Source organism: uncultured Xanthomarina sp. (genome assembly GCF_963971605.1).
GTDB lineage: Bacteria > Bacteroidota > Bacteroidia > Flavobacteriales > Flavobacteriaceae > Xanthomarina > Xanthomarina gelatinilytica.
Genome location: NZ_CAXATZ010000006.1, coordinates 1 through 20276 on the forward strand (window position 1 = coordinate 1; position 20276 = coordinate 20276).

At 36.0% G+C, this 20276-nt stretch carries 17 protein-coding genes and 1 tRNA gene; 12 read left to right on the forward strand and 6 right to left on the reverse strand.

Annotated elements, in window-relative coordinates; genetic code table 11:
* Positions 1 to 556 (forward strand): methionine adenosyltransferase domain-containing protein (locus AACY93_RS03695; protein WP_287006389.1); only part of this gene is annotated, 556 nt, incomplete at its 5' end.
* Positions 557 to 1169: 613 nt separating this feature from the next.
* On the opposite strand, the gene AACY93_RS03700 is transcribed toward AACY93_RS03695, so the two are convergent.
* A tRNA-Tyr gene (locus tag AACY93_RS03700) sits at positions 1170 to 1251 on the reverse strand.
* A 106-nt stretch (positions 1252 to 1357) separates the two neighbouring features.
* Complete coding sequence (locus AACY93_RS03705; protein ID WP_286854758.1) at positions 1358 to 2914, reverse strand: M20/M25/M40 family metallo-hydrolase; 1557 nt, start codon at positions 2912 to 2914, stop codon at positions 1358 to 1360.
* Between the two features lie 165 nt (positions 2915 to 3079).
* On the opposite strand from AACY93_RS03705, the gene AACY93_RS03710 reads away from it, so the two are divergent.
* Together AACY93_RS03710 and AACY93_RS03715 are read left to right on the forward strand one after the other, a co-directional pair.
* On the forward strand, positions 3080 to 3859 hold the full coding sequence (locus AACY93_RS03710; RefSeq protein WP_286854757.1) for a hypothetical protein: 780 nt from the start codon (positions 3080 to 3082) through the stop codon (positions 3857 to 3859).
* Positions 3860 to 3861: 2 nt separating this feature from the next.
* A complete protein-coding gene (locus tag AACY93_RS03715) occupies positions 3862 to 4476 on the forward strand; it encodes a deoxynucleoside kinase (protein ID WP_007647993.1) in 615 nt (204 codons plus the stop codon).
* 75 nt (positions 4477 to 4551) lie between these two features.
* Here the strand turns inward: AACY93_RS03715 and AACY93_RS03720 are convergent, their stop codons facing one another.
* Both AACY93_RS03720 and AACY93_RS03725 read right to left on the reverse strand, forming a co-directional pair.
* Positions 4552 to 7011: a sodium-translocating pyrophosphatase gene (locus AACY93_RS03720; protein ID WP_286854756.1), complete on the reverse strand. Its 2460-nt coding sequence runs from the start codon at positions 7009 to 7011 to the stop codon at positions 4552 to 4554.
* 116 nt (positions 7012 to 7127) lie between these two features.
* Complete coding sequence (locus AACY93_RS03725; protein ID WP_007647988.1) at positions 7128 to 7655, reverse strand: inorganic diphosphatase; 528 nt, start codon at positions 7653 to 7655, stop codon at positions 7128 to 7130.
* A 212-nt stretch (positions 7656 to 7867) separates the two neighbouring features.
* On the opposite strand from AACY93_RS03725, the gene AACY93_RS03730 reads away from it, so the two are divergent.
* Complete coding sequence (locus AACY93_RS03730) at positions 7868 to 8041, forward strand: hypothetical protein (RefSeq protein WP_286854755.1); 174 nt, start codon at positions 7868 to 7870, stop codon at positions 8039 to 8041.
* Here AACY93_RS03730 and AACY93_RS03735 read toward each other — a convergent pair.
* On the reverse strand, positions 8038 to 10539 hold the full coding sequence (locus AACY93_RS03735) for a DUF5686 and carboxypeptidase-like regulatory domain-containing protein (RefSeq protein ID WP_273005345.1): 2502 nt from the start codon (positions 10537 to 10539) through the stop codon (positions 8038 to 8040). The two genes, AACY93_RS03730 and AACY93_RS03735, sit on opposite strands and share 4 nt — an antisense overlap.
* A 65-nt stretch (positions 10540 to 10604) precedes the next feature.
* Entirely contained in the window at positions 10605 to 11582 is a 978-nt protein-coding gene (locus AACY93_RS03740; protein WP_286854754.1) for a pyruvate dehydrogenase complex E1 component subunit beta, read from the reverse strand.
* Positions 11583 to 11855: 273 nt separating this feature from the next.
* On the opposite strand from AACY93_RS03740, the gene AACY93_RS03745 reads away from it, so the two are divergent.
* From AACY93_RS03745 to AACY93_RS03780, 8 genes are all read left to right on the forward strand, one after another.
* Entirely contained in the window at positions 11856 to 12602 is a 747-nt protein-coding gene (locus tag AACY93_RS03745) for an electron transfer flavoprotein subunit beta/FixA family protein (RefSeq protein ID WP_287006385.1), read from the forward strand.
* Between the two features lie 76 nt (positions 12603 to 12678).
* Complete coding sequence (locus AACY93_RS03750; protein ID WP_007647975.1) at positions 12679 to 13638, forward strand: electron transfer flavoprotein subunit alpha/FixB family protein; 960 nt, start codon at positions 12679 to 12681, stop codon at positions 13636 to 13638.
* A gap of 163 nt (positions 13639 to 13801) precedes the next feature.
* Positions 13802 to 14416 carry a bifunctional nuclease family protein gene (locus AACY93_RS03755; protein WP_007647970.1) on the forward strand — a complete coding sequence of 205 codons (615 nt, stop codon included), beginning with the start codon at positions 13802 to 13804 and terminating at the stop codon, positions 14414 to 14416.
* Between the two features lie 17 nt (positions 14417 to 14433).
* Positions 14434 to 16146: a nucleoside transporter C-terminal domain-containing protein gene (locus tag AACY93_RS03760; RefSeq protein WP_287006382.1), complete on the forward strand. Its 1713-nt coding sequence runs from the start codon at positions 14434 to 14436 to the stop codon at positions 16144 to 16146.
* A 168-nt stretch (positions 16147 to 16314) separates the two neighbouring features.
* Complete coding sequence (locus tag AACY93_RS03765) at positions 16315 to 17139, forward strand: thymidylate synthase (protein ID WP_286854749.1); 825 nt, start codon at positions 16315 to 16317, stop codon at positions 17137 to 17139.
* A gap of 15 nt (positions 17140 to 17154) precedes the next feature.
* Positions 17155 to 17967 carry an energy transducer TonB gene (locus AACY93_RS03770; RefSeq protein WP_286854748.1) on the forward strand — a complete coding sequence of 271 codons (813 nt, stop codon included), beginning with the start codon at positions 17155 to 17157 and terminating at the stop codon, positions 17965 to 17967.
* A gap of 43 nt (positions 17968 to 18010) precedes the next feature.
* Complete coding sequence (locus tag AACY93_RS03775; RefSeq protein ID WP_286854747.1) at positions 18011 to 18913, forward strand: dihydrofolate reductase; 903 nt, start codon at positions 18011 to 18013, stop codon at positions 18911 to 18913.
* Positions 18914 to 18938: 25 nt separating this feature from the next.
* Positions 18939 to 20222, forward strand: coding sequence for a chloride channel protein (locus AACY93_RS03780; protein ID WP_286854746.1), 1284 nt, complete (start codon positions 18939 to 18941; stop codon positions 20220 to 20222).
* Positions 20223 to 20276: the final 54 nt, after the last annotated feature.

The window sequence follows — 20276 nt, forward strand, 5'->3', positions numbered from 1 at the left end:
ATACCATATTAATCCAACAGGGAAATTCGTTATTGGTGGACCTCATGGTGATACAGGCTTAACAGGACGCAAGATTATTGTAGACACCTATGGAGGCAAAGGGGCTCATGGTGGAGGAGCTTTCTCAGGAAAAGATCCAAGTAAAGTAGATAGAAGTGCTGCTTACGCTACCAGACATATTGCTAAAAACTTAGTAGCAGCAGGTGTTTGCGAAGAAGTATTGGTACAGGTAAGTTACGCCATTGGTGTTGCTGAACCTACTTCTATTTATATAAACACTTTTGGAACTTGTGAGTTTAATTTAACAGATAGCGAGATTGCAGAAAAAGTAACTGAAATTTTTGACATGCGCCCAGCGGCCATTGAAGAGCGTTTAAAATTACGTCAGCCAATGTATAGCGAAACGGCAGCATATGGCCATATGGGAAGAAAAAATGAAACTATTACTAAAACTTTTGAGCAGATAAACGGAAGAAAGAAAAAAGTAGAAGTAGAATTATTTACTTGGGAAAAACTGGATTATGTAGATCAGGTAAAAGCTGCTTTTGGGTTATAAAACCTTTTCCAGATTCTAAAACATTAAAAGCTCCATAACATGATTATGGAGCTTTTTTTGATTTGATATTTTATAAAAAAAATGAACCTCTTTAATCTTACTTAACACCCTTTATATCCTTTATAAAATGTATGCAATAACCTGTATAGTTGTTTTAGTACAGGTCAAGGACAATTAATTATGCTTTTCCAATAGCTTCCCAATAGCTTTCCCATACCTTTCCTATACCTTTCCCATACCTTTCCTATGGAAGCCAGCGTTTTTTCCTACAAAAACTCAGTGTCTTTATTAAACTTTTATAATTGAGTGTAACATTCATAGTAAATCAGTTGGGCATTTTAGGTTCTGTCATTATATATGCTTCAAGTATGGATACTTCATAGATACTCCATGGATAGTGTATGGAAGGCAGCGTTTTTTCCTACAAATTAAAAAACTTAAAAAAACATGCATATTGAGAAATCCTGTTTTACTTAATGCCATTTTATAAATATGCTTGTGAGTGAAAAAGAAGATGAACTGCGTTGATCCTGCAAAGCGACGCTTTGAAAATACAAAAAACACAAAACAAAAAAGCAAGCTTTATGTGTTGCTTGCTTTTAGTATTTATTCGTGGGGAGAGCAGGATTCGAACCTGCGAAGACGTAGTCAGCAGATTTACAGTCTGCCCTCGTTGGCCGCTTGAGTATCTCCCCAAAACCGTCGGCAAATATATTATATTTTTTATAATTATTATAAAAAAATATAATACAAGTAGGGACAAGTCGCGACTTGTCCCACTAAAACAATCCATTTATTACTTTAATCCAACCCTCCTCTTCGTTCTGGCGAACGTGGTTCTGGCCAAGTACGTTGCTCTCCTGTTCTAGAATCTACTGGTAAAACAATTTTTTCTGTAGAAGTTCTGTTTGGATCTTCGCAAGCCATATACACCAAAATGGCAGTTAAAATGGCATTGCTTCTTACATCGTCAAACACAATTTTATCATACGTATCCCTATTGGTATGCCAGGTATAATTCCAATAAGACCAACTCAAGGAACTTAAATTAAAAGCTGGTGCTCCTGCTGCCAAAAACGAAGCGTTATCTGAGCCTCCTCCACTTGGAGAACCCGGGAAATGAGTTTCAATATGTTTTGTAATATCTTTTGGCACTGCTTCTAACCATCTGGACAAATATTCATAGGAATGTAAAAACCCAGCCCCAGAAAGGTTCACAACACGACCAGTTCCATTATCCTGATTAAACATGGCTTGTGTGTTCTTTACTATCTCTGGATGGTCTTCCACAAAAGCCCTGGAACCATTTAAACCTTGTTCTTCGCTTCCCCAATGTCCAACCAAAATAGTTCGTTTTGGATTTGGATATACTTTTTTAAGGATACGCATGGCTTCCATCATGACTAAAGTTCCGGTACCATTATCTGTGGCTCCAGTGCCTCCATCCCAAGAATCAAAATGTGCAGAAAGTACCACATACTCATCTGGTTTCTCAGTCCCTTTAATTTCTGCAAGCGTATTATAAGTTGGAGCAACACCCAAGTCTTTAGATTCTGCCACTATTTTAACAATAGGTTTATTACCATATTCTGCAAGTCTATAAAGCATGGTATAATCTTCCAACTCTATGTCAATCGTTGGAATTGTTTTGGTTCTGGCGCTAAATATCTTATTGGATCCAAATCCTTTGGACCAATAAGAAGTGATGATGCCTGCTGCTCCTGCTTCTTCCAGTGCCTGATGAATTTCCCTTCTGCCATAGCCAGTACGTTCCATATTGGCTCTCCAAGCATTTTCTAAAGAATCCCTTTCTTGCTTCATCTTTTCAAAAGACGCTTGGGTAGCAAATTCTTCCCAATTGTAATCTGGCCTTCCTGTAATTTGATACATGGATGCCAATACAAATTTTCCTTTAATGGTTTTCATCCATCGCTGAAAATCCAATGAATCTTTTACAGTGGGAATGGCAATCACCTCAGCTGTAACACCTTTTGGTCCCGTACTTGGGTTCCAAGCCAATTGCATACCATCTAGGGTCTGTAGCCTTGGTTGCAACATATCTATATGCGTGATGCCTCTTTCCCATGCTTTCCATTCTCCCCATTGTTCATTTCTAGCCAAAATACCCCATCTGGAGTAGGTATCCACAGCCCAATCATGAGCTTGCTGCATTTGTAGTGTCCCTACCAATCTTGGACCAATGACATCCAGTAGCTCGTGCGCTAAAATTTCTAATTGCGAATTATTTGTAGCTTCATCAATAATGTTTTTTACAACAGGATCTTGTTCTTGTGCTTGAAGATTAATACCAATTGTAAAAAATGCAATTGCAAAAAATAGTTTTATAGTCTTTATCATATCTAATAAGGTTGATTGTTTTGACTATACAAATTACAATTTATTCCACACTTTGTCTTTTCATTCCAAAAAGAATTTATAAAATGAGGATCATGTTGTTCAAATAACACCTTGAATAAATTTTTAGCATTAAACTAAATGGAATTTTGTACATTTCAGTTCGCAATGAAAACAGTCTTTTATATTTTACTTTTTATTTCTTTTCCCATTTTCGGACAAGAGTCAATTGAAACCACGTTCGTTTCCAAGATCCCTTTTGAAGCAGATACATTAATTGGTATTGATAACTTTGGAACGATTTATTTTATAAAAAAGAATACACTTTACAAAATAGAAGACAAGAACCATTACTCCTACAGCAATGTACAGTTTGGCAAAATTACTTCAGCAAATAGTTTCAATCCATTAAAAATTCCTGTTTTTTACGAAGATTTTAATGCTGCTTATATATTGGACAATAGGTTTGCCGAAATTTTAAAAATAGATTTCAACACAATGGAGTATTACAAGAACGTTTCACTACTTTCTACTGCAAACGATAATGCGCTTTGGGTTTTTAATGAAGACATCCAACAATTGGAATTATTTGATTACAAAACAAACAAAACCAGGGCCACGACCTTACCCATAGAGTCTAAAGCTTTAGACCTAAAAAGCAATTACAATTATGCTTGGCTTTTAACCGAGAAATATCTTTACAAATACAATTATTTTGGGAGCTTGGTTTATAAGGTAAAAAATGATGGTTTTACGGCTTTGGTTGAAAGTAATGATGCCATTTTTTTAGTGAAAGAACAGCAGCTTTATTATTTCAATGAAAAAGAAACAAGTTTCCAATTAATCAAAACACCGGAATTGTTAACAAAACAGTTTTTAGTAACCAACGAAACGGTGTATATTTACGACTCTAAAAATTTACACAAATTCCAACTAAACAATAAATAATTATGCATGTTGCAATAGCCGGAAACATTGGTGCTGGTAAAACCACACTTACTAAATTACTTGCTAAACATTACAAATGGGAATCTCAACTAGAAGATGTGGTAGACAATCCCTATCTGGATGATTTTTACAACCAGATGGAACGTTGGAGTTTTAACCTACAAGTCTATTTCTTGAACAGCAGGTTTCGTCAAGTGGCACAGATTCGTGAAAGTGGCAAGGATATTATACAGGATAGGACCATTTATGAAGATGCCCATATTTTTGCCCCAAACTTACACGCTATGGGTTTGATGACCAATCGTGATTTTGAAAATTACCGTTCCTTGTTTGATTTAATGGAGTCTTTTGTCCAAGGTCCAGATTTATTGATTTACTTACGTAGTTCAATTTCGAATTTAGTCTCACAAATACATAAAAGAGGTCGTGATTACGAAAATTCCATAAGCATTGATTATTTAAGCAGGCTTAACGAACGCTACGAAGCTTGGATACATGGCTATGACAAAGGGAATTTACTGATTATAGATGTGGACAACCTGGATTTTGTTGCCAATCCTGAAGATTTAGGAAGCATTATCAATAAAATTGATGCAGAAATAAATGGCTTGTTTTAATCTGAAGCTTTAATTAACTACTATAAAAAAACCACGCAAGAAGCGTGGTTTTTTTATTATCTAATATGTAGATTTTTATTTTCTAACCTCTACAGAGAACTCTTCCTCAAGTTCTGCCCTATTAGATTTTACTTTTATGGAGGATGCTCCCTTTTTCAATCTTTCAACTTTAGCATTAACTTCATTAAAAGTACCAGATATAACATATTCTTCAACTTTGTTCTCTCCATTTTGGAATTCTGTTACACTTACCACAGCTGTTGCAAGATCGTCACTTTCAACTTCAAATTCCACATATACTTTTTTAGTATCTTCTTTCATAATACTACTTTCTATCTCAGTCATAGACACCTCTTCAGTAATGGCGTGACCTCCTAAAATAGGCGCAATTACCAATCCTATTAAACACGTTAATTTAATTAGAATGTTCATAGATGGTCCAGAAGTATCTTTAAAAGGATCTCCAACCGTATCTCCAGTTACTGCAGCTTTATGAGCTTCAGAGCCCTTATAGGTCATTTCACCATTGATCATGACACCGGCTTCAAACGATTTTTTAGCGTTGTCCCAGGCACCACCAGCATTGTTTTGGAAAATAGCCCAAAGCACTCCAGAAACAGTTACACCAGCCATATAACCACCTAGCATTTCGGCAATAGCCATATTGTTCATTCCAAAAATCATTGGTACAAAAGCTATAATTATAGGAAATCCAATGGTCAATAATCCAGGTAACATCATTTCTTTTAATGATGCTTGAGTAGATATTTCCACACATTTATCGTATTGTGGCTTTCCTGTACCTTCCATAATTCCTGGTATGTCTCTAAACTGACGTCTTACCTCATGTACCATTTGCATGGCTGCTTTTCCTACTGCATTCATTGCTAAAGCAGAAAAAACTACTGGCACCATTCCACCAACAAATAGCATGGCTAAAACAGGCGCTTTAAAGATGTTAATACCATCAATACCCGTAAAGGTTACATAAGCAGCAAATAAAGCTAAGGAGGTTAAAGCTGCTGAAGCAATAGCAAACCCTTTTCCTGTAGCTGCAGTTGTATTACCAACAGAGTCTAAAATATCTGTACGTTCTCTTACAATTGGGTCTTGCTCACTCATTTCGGCAATTCCACCAGCATTATCGGAAATAGGCCCAAAAGCATCAATGGCTAATTGCATGGCAGTAGTTGCCATCATGGCTGAAGCAGCCAAAGCCACACCATAAAATCCAGCAAAAGCATAAGAAGCCCAAATTGCAAGAGCAAACAATAATACAGAAGAAAATGTAGAAATCATACCTGTAGCCAAACCTGCAATAATGTTTGTTCCTGCTCCAGTACTGGATTGTTGTACAATTTTTAAGATAGGTTTTTTACCCAAACCTGTATAATATTCAGTAATGGAAGAAATTAAAGCTCCTACAACCAATCCAACTAAAGTGGCGTAAAACACTCTCATGGATGAAATTTCTTGAAGTCCTTCTCCAAAGAAATTCATTTGCATGGTTTCTGGCAACATCCAAGTAACTAAAGCAAAACATGAAATTGCAACCAATCCTATAGATGTCCAGTTACCAACATTCAAGGCTCCCATAACTTGAGCTTCTTTAGCGTCGTTAGATTTTATTTTTACCAACATAGTACCAATTACAGAAATAATAATTCCTGCTCCTGCTATTGCCATAGGCAATAAAATAGGGCCAATACCACCAAAGGCATCATCTATCTTGCCTCCCATATCCTTTATCACATAGTTTCCAAGAACCATGGCAGCTAGCACTGTTGCAACGTAAGATCCAAATAAATCGGCTCCCATTCCGGCAACATCCCCAACATTATCTCCAACGTTATCTGCAATGGTTGCAGGATTTCTAGGGTCGTCTTCAGGAATTCCAGCCTCCACTTTCCCTACCAAATCGGCACCAACATCGGCAGCTTTGGTATAAATACCACCACCAACTCGAGCAAATAAAGCAATGGATTCAGCTCCTAAAGAGAAACCTGCCAATGTTTCAAGAACAATGGTCATGTCCATGGTATTTGTCCAAGCACTATCCATAAACACCCAGAAAAAGATGATAAAGAATAAGGTTAATCCTAGAACTGCCAAGCCAGCAACCCCTAGTCCCATAACCGTTCCACCACCAAACGATATTTTTAGTGCGTTTGGCAAACTGGTTCTGGCAGCTTGGGTCGTTCTTACGTTGGTTTTAGTTGCTATTTTCATACCAATGTTCCCTGCAAAAGCCGAGAAGAAAGCTCCGAAAATAAAAGCGATTACTATAAGCCAGTGCGTTGTTGGCACAATAAAAGAAACAGCTGCCAAAGCCACACTTACTATAACTACAAAAATCGCCAGAAGTCTATATTCGGCATTTAAGAATGCCAAAGCACCTTCGTATATATGATCTGAAATTTCTTTCATTTTGCCGTCTCCAGCATCTTGTTTCATCACCCAAGATTTCTTAACAATCATATAGATTAATCCTAAAAGTGCCATTGCAATTGGCATATAAATCATCATTGATCCCATATTATTTTATTATTTGATTAGTTTTTAGCAGCAGCAAATGTAACAAAATACGTTAACATTAAAAAACCCTTAACAGCTAAAGTGATAAGGGTTTGCATTTTTAAAAATTGTTGTTATTAAATGGTAAAATCGCCATTGGTTTTATGCTCGCTCGTTTCGTAGCGTTTCACGCATTTGTTCAGGATATCGTAAGCTTCTTCGGCATTTCCCCATCCGCCAACGTCCACTTTCTTTTTTTCAAGGTCTTTATATACTTGGAAGAAATGTTCAATTTCTTTTATTTGATGTGGGTTCATATCAGACAAATCGTTTAAGTTGTTCCAAATTGGATCGGAAACTGGTACACAAATCACCTTTTCATCCGGACCTTTTTCATCTGCCATGTGAAATACACCTATGGGTTTTACTTCAACCACACACATTGGAAAAGTTGGCTCACCTCCTAACACCAAAACATCCAAAGGGTCTCCGTCTAAAGCCAATGTTTCCGGAACAAAACCGTAATCGGCTGGATACATCATGGATGAAAACAACATTCTGTCGAAACGGATTTTCTTTAAATCGAAATCATATTCATATTTGTTTCTACTTCCTTTTGGTATTTCAATTAAAACATCAAACGTTAATTTTCCTTTGCTTGTCATAAAAACTTGTTTTAGTTCCCTGGTACTGGGATTATTTTATATTCTTTTATTCTTTAATTAAAGATTGTTTTTTATAAATCGCCACCTCAAATTTAGAGGGCTGCAAAGATAGGTAAGTCTTTGGTTTTGGGCAACTAAAATAGATTTGACTTTTTTGTGTGTTCAATTTATCGTTTTTGTTTGGAAATGACACTTATGTAAAAGCCTGTTTTATGAGTTTAACTGGTGGAAACAAAACAGTCGTTTTTCATAAATTGGATCTCATGGTTGTTTTAACAAGCTTTTTTTACCATGGTGGCATGGAATCGCATAAACTATCCACCAAAATGTTAAACGAACTTATAGTTCCTGTAATTATAACATTGAAAAAACAAACCTTGTATTAAAACTGAAACCCGAAGCTTCCAGTAATTCCAAAATCCCTAGCTCCAGGGTTGTCGAAATAATTGCCCCTAAAGTTAAAATCTATTCTAAAAACCCTAAAGATATTACCAATACCAACACTGTATTCGTAATAAATTTCGTCTGTTGGAGCAATTAAAGGAATATTTGATGGCGCACTTATATCGATGTTTTTTTGTGCCAAATCTCCACAAACAGCTCTAAAGCCAATAATTTCACGCCAATTTAGTTTTCTCAATAAAGGGATTCTGGAAAACAATCGTCCATTGAAGTTGTGTTCCAAATGCATGGCTGCATAAGTATCTGTAACAAACTCGTAGTAGTTTAATTGAGAAAACGATTTGTAAATGGAAAAGTACGATTGGTTTCCGGGCACCACACTTAATAAGCCCAAAGGAACGGTTCCAAAGGTTTTACCTGCTTCCAAAGTAGACCTTAACCTTCCAATGCCTCCCAATTGCCAAGGTTGAATATAAGACAACTGTATTTTGGTATAGTTAAAATCGCTTTTGAAAATATGCTTATCCCCTAAGCTAAATTGCGCAAAAATAGAAGCATAGGTGTCGTTTGCGTTTAAACGTTCAACACCATGACCTGTCATTTTTCTGCCAGGAAAATAAGACACAGCAAACGTGCTTTCAAATTGTTTCAAATCGGATGAAATACCTGTTGGTGACTCTGGGTCCACATAATCCAGACTAAAGGCATCTGAGGCCGAAGACAGGGTTCTATAGTCTCCACCCAATCTAAAAAGCACATTTTTTATGGGCTCCATTTCAATGGCCAAAGCCGTTAATTTAATGTTGGAAAGTTTATCGTTTGGAGCTGTTGTAAACAAGGCATTTGATGCCAAACTCCTACCCAATACATCTGTTGAGGTGGTTAAGCTAGCTCCTATTTGTTCAATGTCACGTCTATGTCCAGCAGAAATTATGAGTCGGTTTTTTTGATTGAGCAACCATTTTGCCGAGAAACCATATTTAAATTTATCATCTTTAAGTCCATAAGCCACAAAACCCTGTAAACGCCATAAATCGTTTGGTCCAAAATAGGTTCTTCCTCCAGCCCTTAAACGCAAGCCTTCCACATCATTATAACCAAAGCTGGAAAAAATAGGGCCATAATCCATATTCCACCTATCTATTTCTATATAACCCGAAGCCAAAATACTACCCAAATTATAGAGTCGTTTAAATTTTCCAACGGTTTTCAAGGTATCCAACATCTTGTAGACCCCTTTTTCATCCTTGCTTAATGGTTCCATTCGGTTTTGGTCCCAAAAAGCATCTTCTCGATTATAGGCGTCTTTATTATAGTCAAAAACCTCATCTTTATAGAATTTTTCGTCTTTTACTTCATTAAACACATAATTATCGTAAAGTGTTGTGCGTTTTCCGTAAATACCACGTGACTTTTCTTTTTTATTAAATGTAAAATCGGACATAAAGTAATCGCGTTTCACCAAAAACACCGAATCGTTTAAAACTTCAAACTCCTGCTCGATATAAATTTCCTTTACCCAGTTTATGTTAGCGCTTTTTGAGGCTTGCATGTTAATGTTTTTAATGGCAAAAGTTGTATCTGCCACCCAAAAATCGCCTTTAAAAGTCAACTCGTTTTTACGTCTTGGATAATAAATTATATTATAACACCACTTGTTATCTATATAAGCACTATCTGCCAACACATAATTGTAAGTGTTGATTCCTGTAGTAGAAATAGGACTTACAAAGCTTTTATCGAAAAACTTTAGGTAATTATCATACACATCATATTCTGAATACAGGTCCTTAATAAAGTCTATAATGGATTGGTTGTTGCTAAAACCGGAATTTTTATTCCCTTTTAGTTCTACCTTTTCTTTTTTAAGAATATTATCTCCATAGACTTTAGCCACTTCTTCATTAACAAAAATGGGCAAATAGGTTTTTCCTGTAACGTTTGAAGTGTCCACATGTTTAAATATAAATTCCATTCCTTTAAACAGGTTGCTTTGTATTAAGGCACTGTCAATGGTATTGAGGTCAAACTCTACTTTTTCGTATCTATCGTAAGCGTATTGGTTAAATTGTCTGAGACCATTCTTTCGTTTATGTTCCCAAATTTTTTGCATAATGGCAATAGCTGGATTTTCTTCTGCTTTTTTAGACTGTTTTCCTGCTACAATAACCACTTCGTTTAAAGCTGAAGCTGCTTCCTTAATGACAAATTTTAAATTGTAATTTACTTTTTTATCAAGAGGATACTCTATGGTTTCGTAACCTACAAAAGACACAATTAAAGTGTTCCAGGTTTCTGAAGATTCCAAATAAAAAGTACCGTTTTCGTCTGTAATGGTGCCTTCGGAAGAGTTTTTAAAAATAATATTGGCATAAGCTACTGGCTCATTGTTTTCGTCAAAAACATGACCACTCACTTTTGTTTGGGCAAACAAAAAGTTGATGCTTGAGAATAAAAATATAGCGAGTAACTTAAATTTCATATTAACAAAAAAACTTCATCAACAATATTGCCAATGAAGTCAATTGAAACTAAAATAGTAAAATTTTATTTATATAGTACTTTTTTAACAGCTTTTGCCACATCGTTGCTATTAGGCAACCATTCTTCCAATAACACTGGAGAATAAGGTGCAGGTGTGTCTGCCGTATTTATTTTAATGATTGGTGCATCCAGATAATCGAAGGCTTCCGATTGAATGATATAAGTAATCTCGGTAGACACGTTTCCAAATGGCCAAGCTTCTTCCAATACCACCAAACGGTTTGTTTTTTTAACTGATGCAATTATTGTTTCTTTATCCAATGGACGAACCGTTCTTAAATCGATTATCTCACAGGAAATGCCTTCTTTTTCCAATTCATCTGCTGCTTTATAGGCTTCCTTGATAATTTTTCCAAAGGAGACAATGGTAACATCTGTACCTTCGCGTTTTACATCGGCAACTCCCAATGGAATGGTGTACTCACCTTCAGGCACTTCGCCTTTATCTCCATACATTTGTTCACTTTCCATAAAAATAACAGGATCGTCATCGCGTATGGCCGATTTTAAAAGCCCTTTGGCATCATATGGATTGGATGGCACGACCACTTTTAAACCAGGTGTGTTGGCAAACCAGCTTTCAAAAGCCTGCGAGTGTGTTGCAGCCAACTGTCCAGCAGAAGCTGTTGGTCCACGAAATACGATAGGACATTTAAATTGCCCACCAGACATTTGTCTAATTTTTGCTGCATTGTTTATAATTTGATCAATCCCAACCAACGAGAAGTTAAAAGTCATATATTCTACAATGGGTCTGCAACCTGTCATGGTAGAACCAATGGCTATCCCAGCAAAACCAAGCTCAGCAATTGGCGTATCTATAACACGTTTTGGACCAAATTCATCAAGCATGCCTTTACTAGCTTTGTAGGCTCCATTATATTCCGCTACTTCCTCACCCATTAAGTAAATGCTTTCGTCTCTACGCATTTCTTCGCTCATGGCTTCGGCAATGGCTTCCCTAAATTGAATTGTTTTCATTTTTATTACTTTATTACGAAAGGCAAAAGTAAGAATTATTGATAAGAAAATAATATATTTTTAAAAGGTATAATTTATGAAATTATAAATCTTTAAGAAATTACACGAAAGTTTAACTTAATAAAAAGAACACTAAACTTTTGGTTCAAGAATAAATTGCTCTATTAATCTGAAATTTTCAATAAATTTATTATGCACGCATAGTAAATATTCTGAATAAAATAATTAACTTCGTAACCTCAAAAGAATTACACATATTTAAATAAAAACAATATGAAAATATTAGTATGTATTAGTCATGTACCTGATACGACTTCAAAAATTAATTTTACAGAAGGAGACACAAAATTTGATACCACAGGCGTACAGTTTGTAATCAATCCCAATGATGAATTTGGTTTAACTCGTGCCATGTGGTTCAAGGAAAAACAAGGAGCCAGTGTAGATGTTGTGAATGTTGGTGGTCCAGAAACAGAACCAACCTTACGTAAAGCTTTGGCCATAGGAGCAGATGCAGCCATTAGAGTGAATACAGCTGCAACTGATGGTTTTGCCGTGGCACAACAACTAGCTAAAGTGGTTCAAGATGGTGGTTACGATTTAGTGATTGCAGGACGTGAATCCATTGATTATAATGGAGGTATGGTTCCAGGCATGCTGGCTGGTTTAATAAACGCCAATTTTGTAACAAACTGCATTAGTCTGGAGGTAGAAGGAACAAATGCTAAAGCTGTTAGGGAAATTGACGGTGGAAAAGAAACTGTCTCTACCTCTTTACCACTTGTAATTGGTGGCCAAAAAGGCTTGGTAGAAGAAAGCGACTTGCGTATACCAAATATGAGAGGGATCATGATGGCCAGACAAAAACCTTTAAAAGTGGTTGAACCTGTTGATGCCAATACAGAAACGGCATCTGTAAAATTTGAAAAGCCTGCTCCAAAAGGCGCTATCAAATTAATAGACCCAGATAATGTGGAAGAATTAGTGAACTTACTTCATAATGAAGCTAAGGTAATATAAATCTCAATTTTCAAAATCCCAATTCCAACAAGTCTTTTTGGAGTATAGTTTTTGGAATTCAAAATTTAAAAAAATTATGTCAGTTTTAGTATATACAGAATCCGATAAAGGAACCTTTAAAAAAACAGCTTTAGAAGTTGCTTCTTATGCAAAAACCGTTGCAGACCAAATGGGAACAACCGTTACCGCCATTACTTTTAATGCCGAAGACACTTCTGTTTTAGGAAACTATGGAGTAGACAAGGTTTTAAAAGTTAACAATTCGCAATTAGAGACTTTCAATGCCAAGGCTTATGCCAGTGCCATTGCTCAAGCAGCAAAAAAAGAAGGTACCAAGGTCATTATAGTAAGTTCCAGTGCAGATAGTAAGTATTTAGCACCTCTTTTAGCCATTGATTTAGATGCTGGTTACGCTTCCAACGTGGTTGAGGCGCCTTCAAGTACGTCGCCATTCACAGTAAAACGCACAGCATTTACCAACAAAGCATTTAATATGACAGCTATAAATACAGATGTAAAAATAGTTGGCGTATCCAAGAATGCCTTTGGGGTAAAAGAAAATTCAGGAAGTGCCTCTGCAGAAGATTTTTCACCATCCGTTCCAGATTTAGGAATTAAAGTAGAATCTGTTGATAAAGTTACAGGACAAGTAACCATAGCAGATGCAGAAATTGTTGTGTCTGGTGGTCGTGGTCTTAAAGGACCTGAAAACTGGGGAATGGTTGAAGAACTAGCAGACGTATTAGGAGCCGCAACTGCTTGCTCAAAACCCGTAAGTGATTTAGGCTGGAGACCTCATAGCGAACACGTTGGACAAACAGGAAAACCTGTAGCTGCCAACTTGTATATTGCCATTGGTATTTCTGGAGCCATTCAACATCTTGCCGGTATTAATGCCAGTAAAGTAAAAGTGGTTATCAATACAGATCCTGAAGCACCTTTCTTTAAAGCTGCAGATTACGGAATTGTTGGTGATGCTTTTGAAGTGGTGCCAAAATTAATCGAAAAATTAAAAGCTTTTAAAGCACAGCAATAAATATTTTTTTTAACTTGTATTGTTAAAAAGAACTGTTTAAATAATGTATTTACTATCCATAACAGCTCAGATTTTGGGAATGTAGTTTAACAAAATCATCAAATATGCTTTTAAGCAGTTGGTAAAGTCCTAATTTAAACAGTTCTTTGTGTTTTAAAAATATATGAGTTTAGTACGTCTTAATATCAAAGGAATATCTTACAGTCAAACCCAAAATGGCGCTTATGCGCTCATTCTAAACGAAGTAGATGGCGACCGTAAATTACCTATAGTTATTGGAGCCTTCGAAGCGCAATCCATTGCTATTGCTCTAGAAAAAGAAATAAGACCTCCTAGACCCTTAACGCACGACCTATTTAAAAATTTTGCAGACCGTTTTGATATTGTCGTCAAGCAGGTTATTATCCATAAATTGGTAGATGGTGTATTTTATTCCAGTCTTATTTGCGAAAGGGATAAAATAGAAGAAATTATAGATGCCAGAACCAGTGATGCCATTGCCTTGGCTCTTCGTTTTAATGCACCTATTTTTACCTACAAAAACATTTTGGACAAAGCTGGGATTTATTTAAAGGTGAACCCAAAAAACGACGATGAATCCCAAGACGACAGTGTTTTGGTTGACGATTTTATTGCTGAAGAGCTGGAGTCCAGTTCTGCTAAAGATGTTTACAAAAACAAAACACTGGACGAACTGCACACCCTTTTAGATGAAGCTGTAGCAAACGAAGACTACGAAAAAGCTGCTAAAATTCGTGATGAAATTTCAAAGCGATAACTAATCCTTCCCAACAAATGAAACAAGTATTACTAGCAATTACAGCTATTTTTTTCGGAATTACATCAACCTTATTCGCTCAGGAAATTGAAAAAAAATGGCAACTTGAAAACATTCAAGATCAAGCTGGTAATCAATTGGAAGTTAAAAAAAACACTGATGGCTTAGAACTGCAACAAGGTTTCTTTAGATTCTCGGTAAGTGCAGACTCCCTTAAAGCTTCTGGAGATTATATCTACCAAAACAACCTATTGGTTTTTTATTACAACAAACCCTTCGATTCCGTAAAAAGGTACAGGATCAACGAACTTACAGACTCCACTTTGGTGTTTAAGGAAAACCATAAGACCTTTTATTTCTCCAGTGCCAAAACATCCTTTAACGAAGCTGTTGCAGTAAACACAGAAGACAGCATTAAACCAAGTGAAGGTTTTTCCATTAACAGTCTCTGGAGAGGCCTTTTAGGAATGATTTCTTTGATATTCATTGCCTTTTTGTTCAGTTCCAACCGAAAAGCCATTAACTGGAAAACAGTAGGTATTGGTTTGGCTTTTCAACTTTTAATTGCCATTGGTGTACTAAAAGTTCCGTTTATACAAAGTGCGTTTGAGTCCATTGGTGGGGTTTTTATCAGCATTTTGGATTTTACAAGGGCTGGCAGTAAATTCCTGTTTGAAGGTTTGGTAGTGGATATGGACACCTTTGGATTTATATTTGCGTTCCAAGTGTTGCCAACCATTATTTTCTTTTCGGCACTGACCTCGGTTTTATTCTATCTAGGCATTATTCAAAAAGTAGTGAAATTAATGGCCATGTTGTTAACCAAGCTCTTAAAAATTTCTGGAGCTGAAAGTTTAAGTGTGGCTGGGAACATCTTTTTAGGTCAGACTGAAGCACCACTTTTAATTAAAGCCTATTTGGAAAAAATGACCAAAAGTGAAATGCTCTTGGTAATGATTGGAGGTATGGCAACCGTTGCAGGAGCTGTACTTGCTGCATATATTGGGTTTCTAGGTGGAGACGATCCTGCTTTAAGATTGGTATATGCAAAACATTTGTTAGCGGCATCTGTGATGGCTGCTCCTGGAGCTATCGTGATTTCTAAAATTCTATATCCTCAAACCGAAGAAATTAATACCGAAGTTGAAGTATCTTCAGAAAAAATAGGCTCAAACATCTTAGATGCCATAGCAAATGGAACTACAGAAGGCCTAAGGTTGGCCGTTAATGTTGGAGCCATGTTATTGGTGTTTGTAGCATTTATTGCAATGATAAATGGTATTTTAGGGTGGATAGGGGAATTTTCTACCATCAACACCTGGATGGCAGCAAACACACCTTATCCAGCTCTTTCATTAGAGGCTATTTTAGGAACCATATTTGCTCCTTTAATGTGGTTGATTGGAGTGGCAAGCGAAGATATTATGATGATGGGACAATTATTGGGCATTAAATTGGCTGCCAGTGAATTTGTTGGTTACATCCAATTGGCCGATTTAAAAAATGTTGCCAATGCAGTGCATTTAAACTATAACAAATCCATTATTATGGCAACTTACATGTTGTGTGGTTTTGCTAATTTTGCCTCTATAGGCATCCAAATTGGTGGTATAGGCTCCTTGGCACCTGGACAACGAAAAGTCTTGTCAGAGTTTGGTATGAAAGCACTTATTGGTGGAACCATAGCCTCATTAATTTCTGCAACAATAGCTGGAATGATCATTGGTTAGTATCAAATGGCCGCAGATAAATCAATCCTATTGCACGTAAAACATTAGTTAATAACTTTTAATATATAATCGAGCTTCAATTCTTTTGATTAGAGGCTTTTTTCTATTTTTATTTTTTGAAAATTTCAGTATAATTAAAAAAGATTCCTGCTTTCAAGGGAAGTGAACATGAAACAATATTTAGACCTAGTAAAACACGTTTTGGAAAACGGAAATGAAAAGGGAGACCGAACAGGAACTGGAACAAAAAGTGTGTTTGGTTACCAAATGCGCTTCGATTTAAGCGAAGGCTTCCCAATGGTTACCACCAAAAAACTTCATTTAAAATCCATTGTTCATGAATTGCTTTGGTTTTTAAAAGGAGACACAAACATTCAATATCTTACAGAAAATGGCGTGCGTATTTGGAACGAATGGGCAGACGAGCATGGCGATTTAGGCCCTGTTTATGGCCATCAATGGAGAAACTGGAACAACGATGAGATCGATCAAATTAAGGACATAGTAAATACTTTAAAAACAAATCCAAATAGCAGACGCATGCTGGTTTCTGCTTGGAACCCATCGGTTTTACCAGACACCTCCAAAACCTTTAGTGAAAATGTTGCCAATGGAAAAGCAGCGCTTCCTCCTTGCCATGCGTTTTTTCAGTTTTATGTAGCAGATGGCAAATTATCTTGCCAACTATATCAACGCAGTGCAGACATTTTTTTGGGAGTGCCATTCAACATTGCATCTTACGCCTTATTAACCATGATGATGGCTCAGGTTTGTGGTTACCAAGCTGGCGAGTTTATTCACACCTTTGGAGATGCCCATATTTACAACAATCATTTGGAGCAATTGGAATTGCAATTATCGAGGGACCCTAAACCTCTGCCTAAAATGAAAATCAACCCAGAGGTAAAAGATATTTTCGATTTTAAATTTGAAGATTTCACTTTGGAAAATTATCAACATCATCCACATATTAAAGGAGTTGTTGCTATTTAATTTAAAACCCATTTAATGAAATTCAACCTGTCTTTATTGCTCTTTGCAATCAGCCTAATTACGTTTTCCCAAGAAACAAAACCATCGGAAGACATCATTAATTCAGATGAAGTATCCTTTGCTTTGGTAGAACGGGTTCCCATTTACAAAGGCTGTAATGAAGATATGGACAACAAAGGGTTAAAAGAATGTTTTAATGATAAGATTAACTCTCATATTGCAGAAAACTTCAATATAAAAGTGGCAGAGAAGTTAAATTTACCAGATGAAACTATGGTGAAAATTTCTGTTTTTTTTAAAATATCAACCACAGGAAAAATAGTAGACATTAAAGCTAGAGCTTCATACCCTGAACTTGAGGCTGAAGCGATTCGCACCATGAATTTAGTACCTGAATTAAAACCTGGATTTATAGACGGAAAACCTGTTAAGGTACCATATTATCTGCCAATTACATTTAAAGTAGACAACCCCAAACCATCTAAAAACGATAAATTTCCTGTGTTTAGAAGCTGTGATGAAACACTAAGCTACGAGGCTTTAAAAGAATGTACCATAAATAAAATTAAAGATTATATAAAGGTAAGTATCAATTATGAGTTGGCAGACAAGCTTTTTCCTTTAGATAAATCAACACAATTTTTAGTGAGTTTTACCATAAACAAAAAAGGAAAAGCTGAACAAATTACTGCAAAAGCACATAAAAAAGAAATGGCAGCCGAAGCCATAAATGTTTTAAAACGCATGCCAAAATTTAAATCCCCAGGTTATAAAAACGGAAAACCAGTTGACACCAAAATGCAAATTTTAATGACCATCTTCTTCTAAAAATCATTAGAAAAGCACTAACTTTACTTTAAACTTAAGCAAGATGTTCGGAAAGAAAAAAGAAACGCCACAAATAGACAAAGAGCAATTGGAATTAATTGAAACAGCTCAAAAACGCATCAAGCAAAAAAAACGTTTGTATGCGCACTTTGTTGTGTTTTTAATTGGTGCTGTGTTTTTAATTGTTGCCAATCTGGTTCTCAACATTGGCAAAGATGTTACTTTCTTAGGAATAGATTGGTTTGTTTTTGCCATTTTAGCGTGGTTGTTTTTATTTGTTTATCATCTTTTCAATGTGTTTGTAACCTCTAAAATGCTAAGTAAAAAATGGGAAGAAAAGCAACTTAACAAGCTGGTTGAAAAACAAAAAGAGCGTATCGCCCAATTACAACAACAGGTCGAGAAAGACTATCCACTTTCCACTGAAAAAAAAAAGACGATAACCAGCTCCAAGAACTCTGAAATTACACTTATTGTTGCTGCTGGTGAAAATGATGCCATAGGGAAAGACAATCAGCTTATTTGGCATTTAAGCGACGACTTAAAACGCTTTAAGGAACTTACAAACGGACATCATATTATCATGGGAAGAAAGACTTTTGAAAGTTTCCCAAGGCCCTTACCCAACAGAACGCACATTGTTATTTCAAGACAGGACAATTATCAGGTTCCATCTGGCGTGATACTTGTTAACAATCTGGAGGATGCCTTTGATGCTGCCAAAGCAGACAAACAACCTTTTGTTATTGGTGGAGGTGAAATCTATAAGCAAGCCATGCCTTATGCAGATAAAATTGAGCTTACCAGAGTTCATGAAGATTTTGAAGCAGATACATTTTTTCCTAAAATTGATACCACTATTTGGAAAGAATCCCAAAACAGGTATCATGCCAAGGATGAAAAACACCAACATGCTTTTTCGTTTATAACCTATATAAGACAATAATTGTTATTTTTTTAATACTTAAAAAGTGAAACTAAAACGTAAAAGGAAATTAGTCACTTTTCTAAATATCTTAGACCAACCCATACAATTCAATCCTTTTGTTTTTAGCAGAAAGTTTATACTATGGGCTTTACTTGGTTTATTTGGTGGAGTGATAGCCAGCATCTATTGGATTGTTTTAGAGTTTTTAACCCATAAATTAGCTTTTTTCCAGGGTTGGCAAGTTATTCCAACCATGGCAGTATGTGGTTTGTTGGCCGGTTTAATTATCCATTTTATTGGAGATCCTGGAGAAATTCAATTAATTGTTAATAACATTCGTTTTAACAAAGGCAAATTAGACCCCAAAAACAACCCTTCCATGGTGTTGTCTTCTTTACTTTGTATCGCTTCTGGTGGAAGTTTGGGTCCAGAAGCCCCTTTGGTTCAGGTAACAGGTTCTACTGGGACTTGGCTCGGAAAACTCTTTAGGTTTAAAGGCGAAGATTTACGCTCCATGAGTATTGCTGGAATGGCCTCTGGTTTTACAGCCTTATTTGGCGCACCATTAGGTGGAAGCTTGTTTTCTTTGGAAATACTTCATCATGAGCATGCCGTAGAATACTATAAGGCCATTATTCCTGCCTTTGTTGCCAGTTGTTTTAGCTATGTGGTTTTTGCTTTTATCATTCATATAGGCATTGGACCCATTTGGGATTTACCATCTTATGAAATGTTAACCAAATTCGATTTTTTGTATGCTGTACTTTTTGCTATTGCAGCTACCATTGTAGGTTGGGGTTTTATATATTGCACAAAAACCTTTAAAGTTCTATTTAAAAAACTACAAACACCTATTTACATTAAAACTTGCCTTGGAGGCATTGCTTTGGGCTTTATAGTTTTTTATTTTCCAATAACACGCTATTTTGGCCATCATGAAATTAGTCAGCTTCTTATAAGCGACTTTTCGCTTTCATTTTTAATAGCCATTTTAATCTTTAAAATTCTGGCCATAGCCATTACTGTAACCTCAGGTTGGAGAGGTGGATTTATCATTCCTTTGTTTTTCTGTGGAGCTACCTTAGGGATCATCATTCACCATTTTATTCCATCCATAAGCCTATCTTTAACTGTTGTAAGTTGTATGGCAGCTATAAATGCTTGTGTGACCCGAACACCTATGAGCACCACTATTTTATTGGCAACCTTAACTGGATTTTCGTATTTTATACCTATTTTATTTGCCAGTTTAACAGGGTATTTTTTTGCTCCTAAAATTCCCTTTATAACATCACAAATGAAAATTGAAAAAAAAGAATTGAAGTAAATTTAAAACTCCTATTTCATTTATTAATAATCTATTCATGGTTTCAGCTTAACA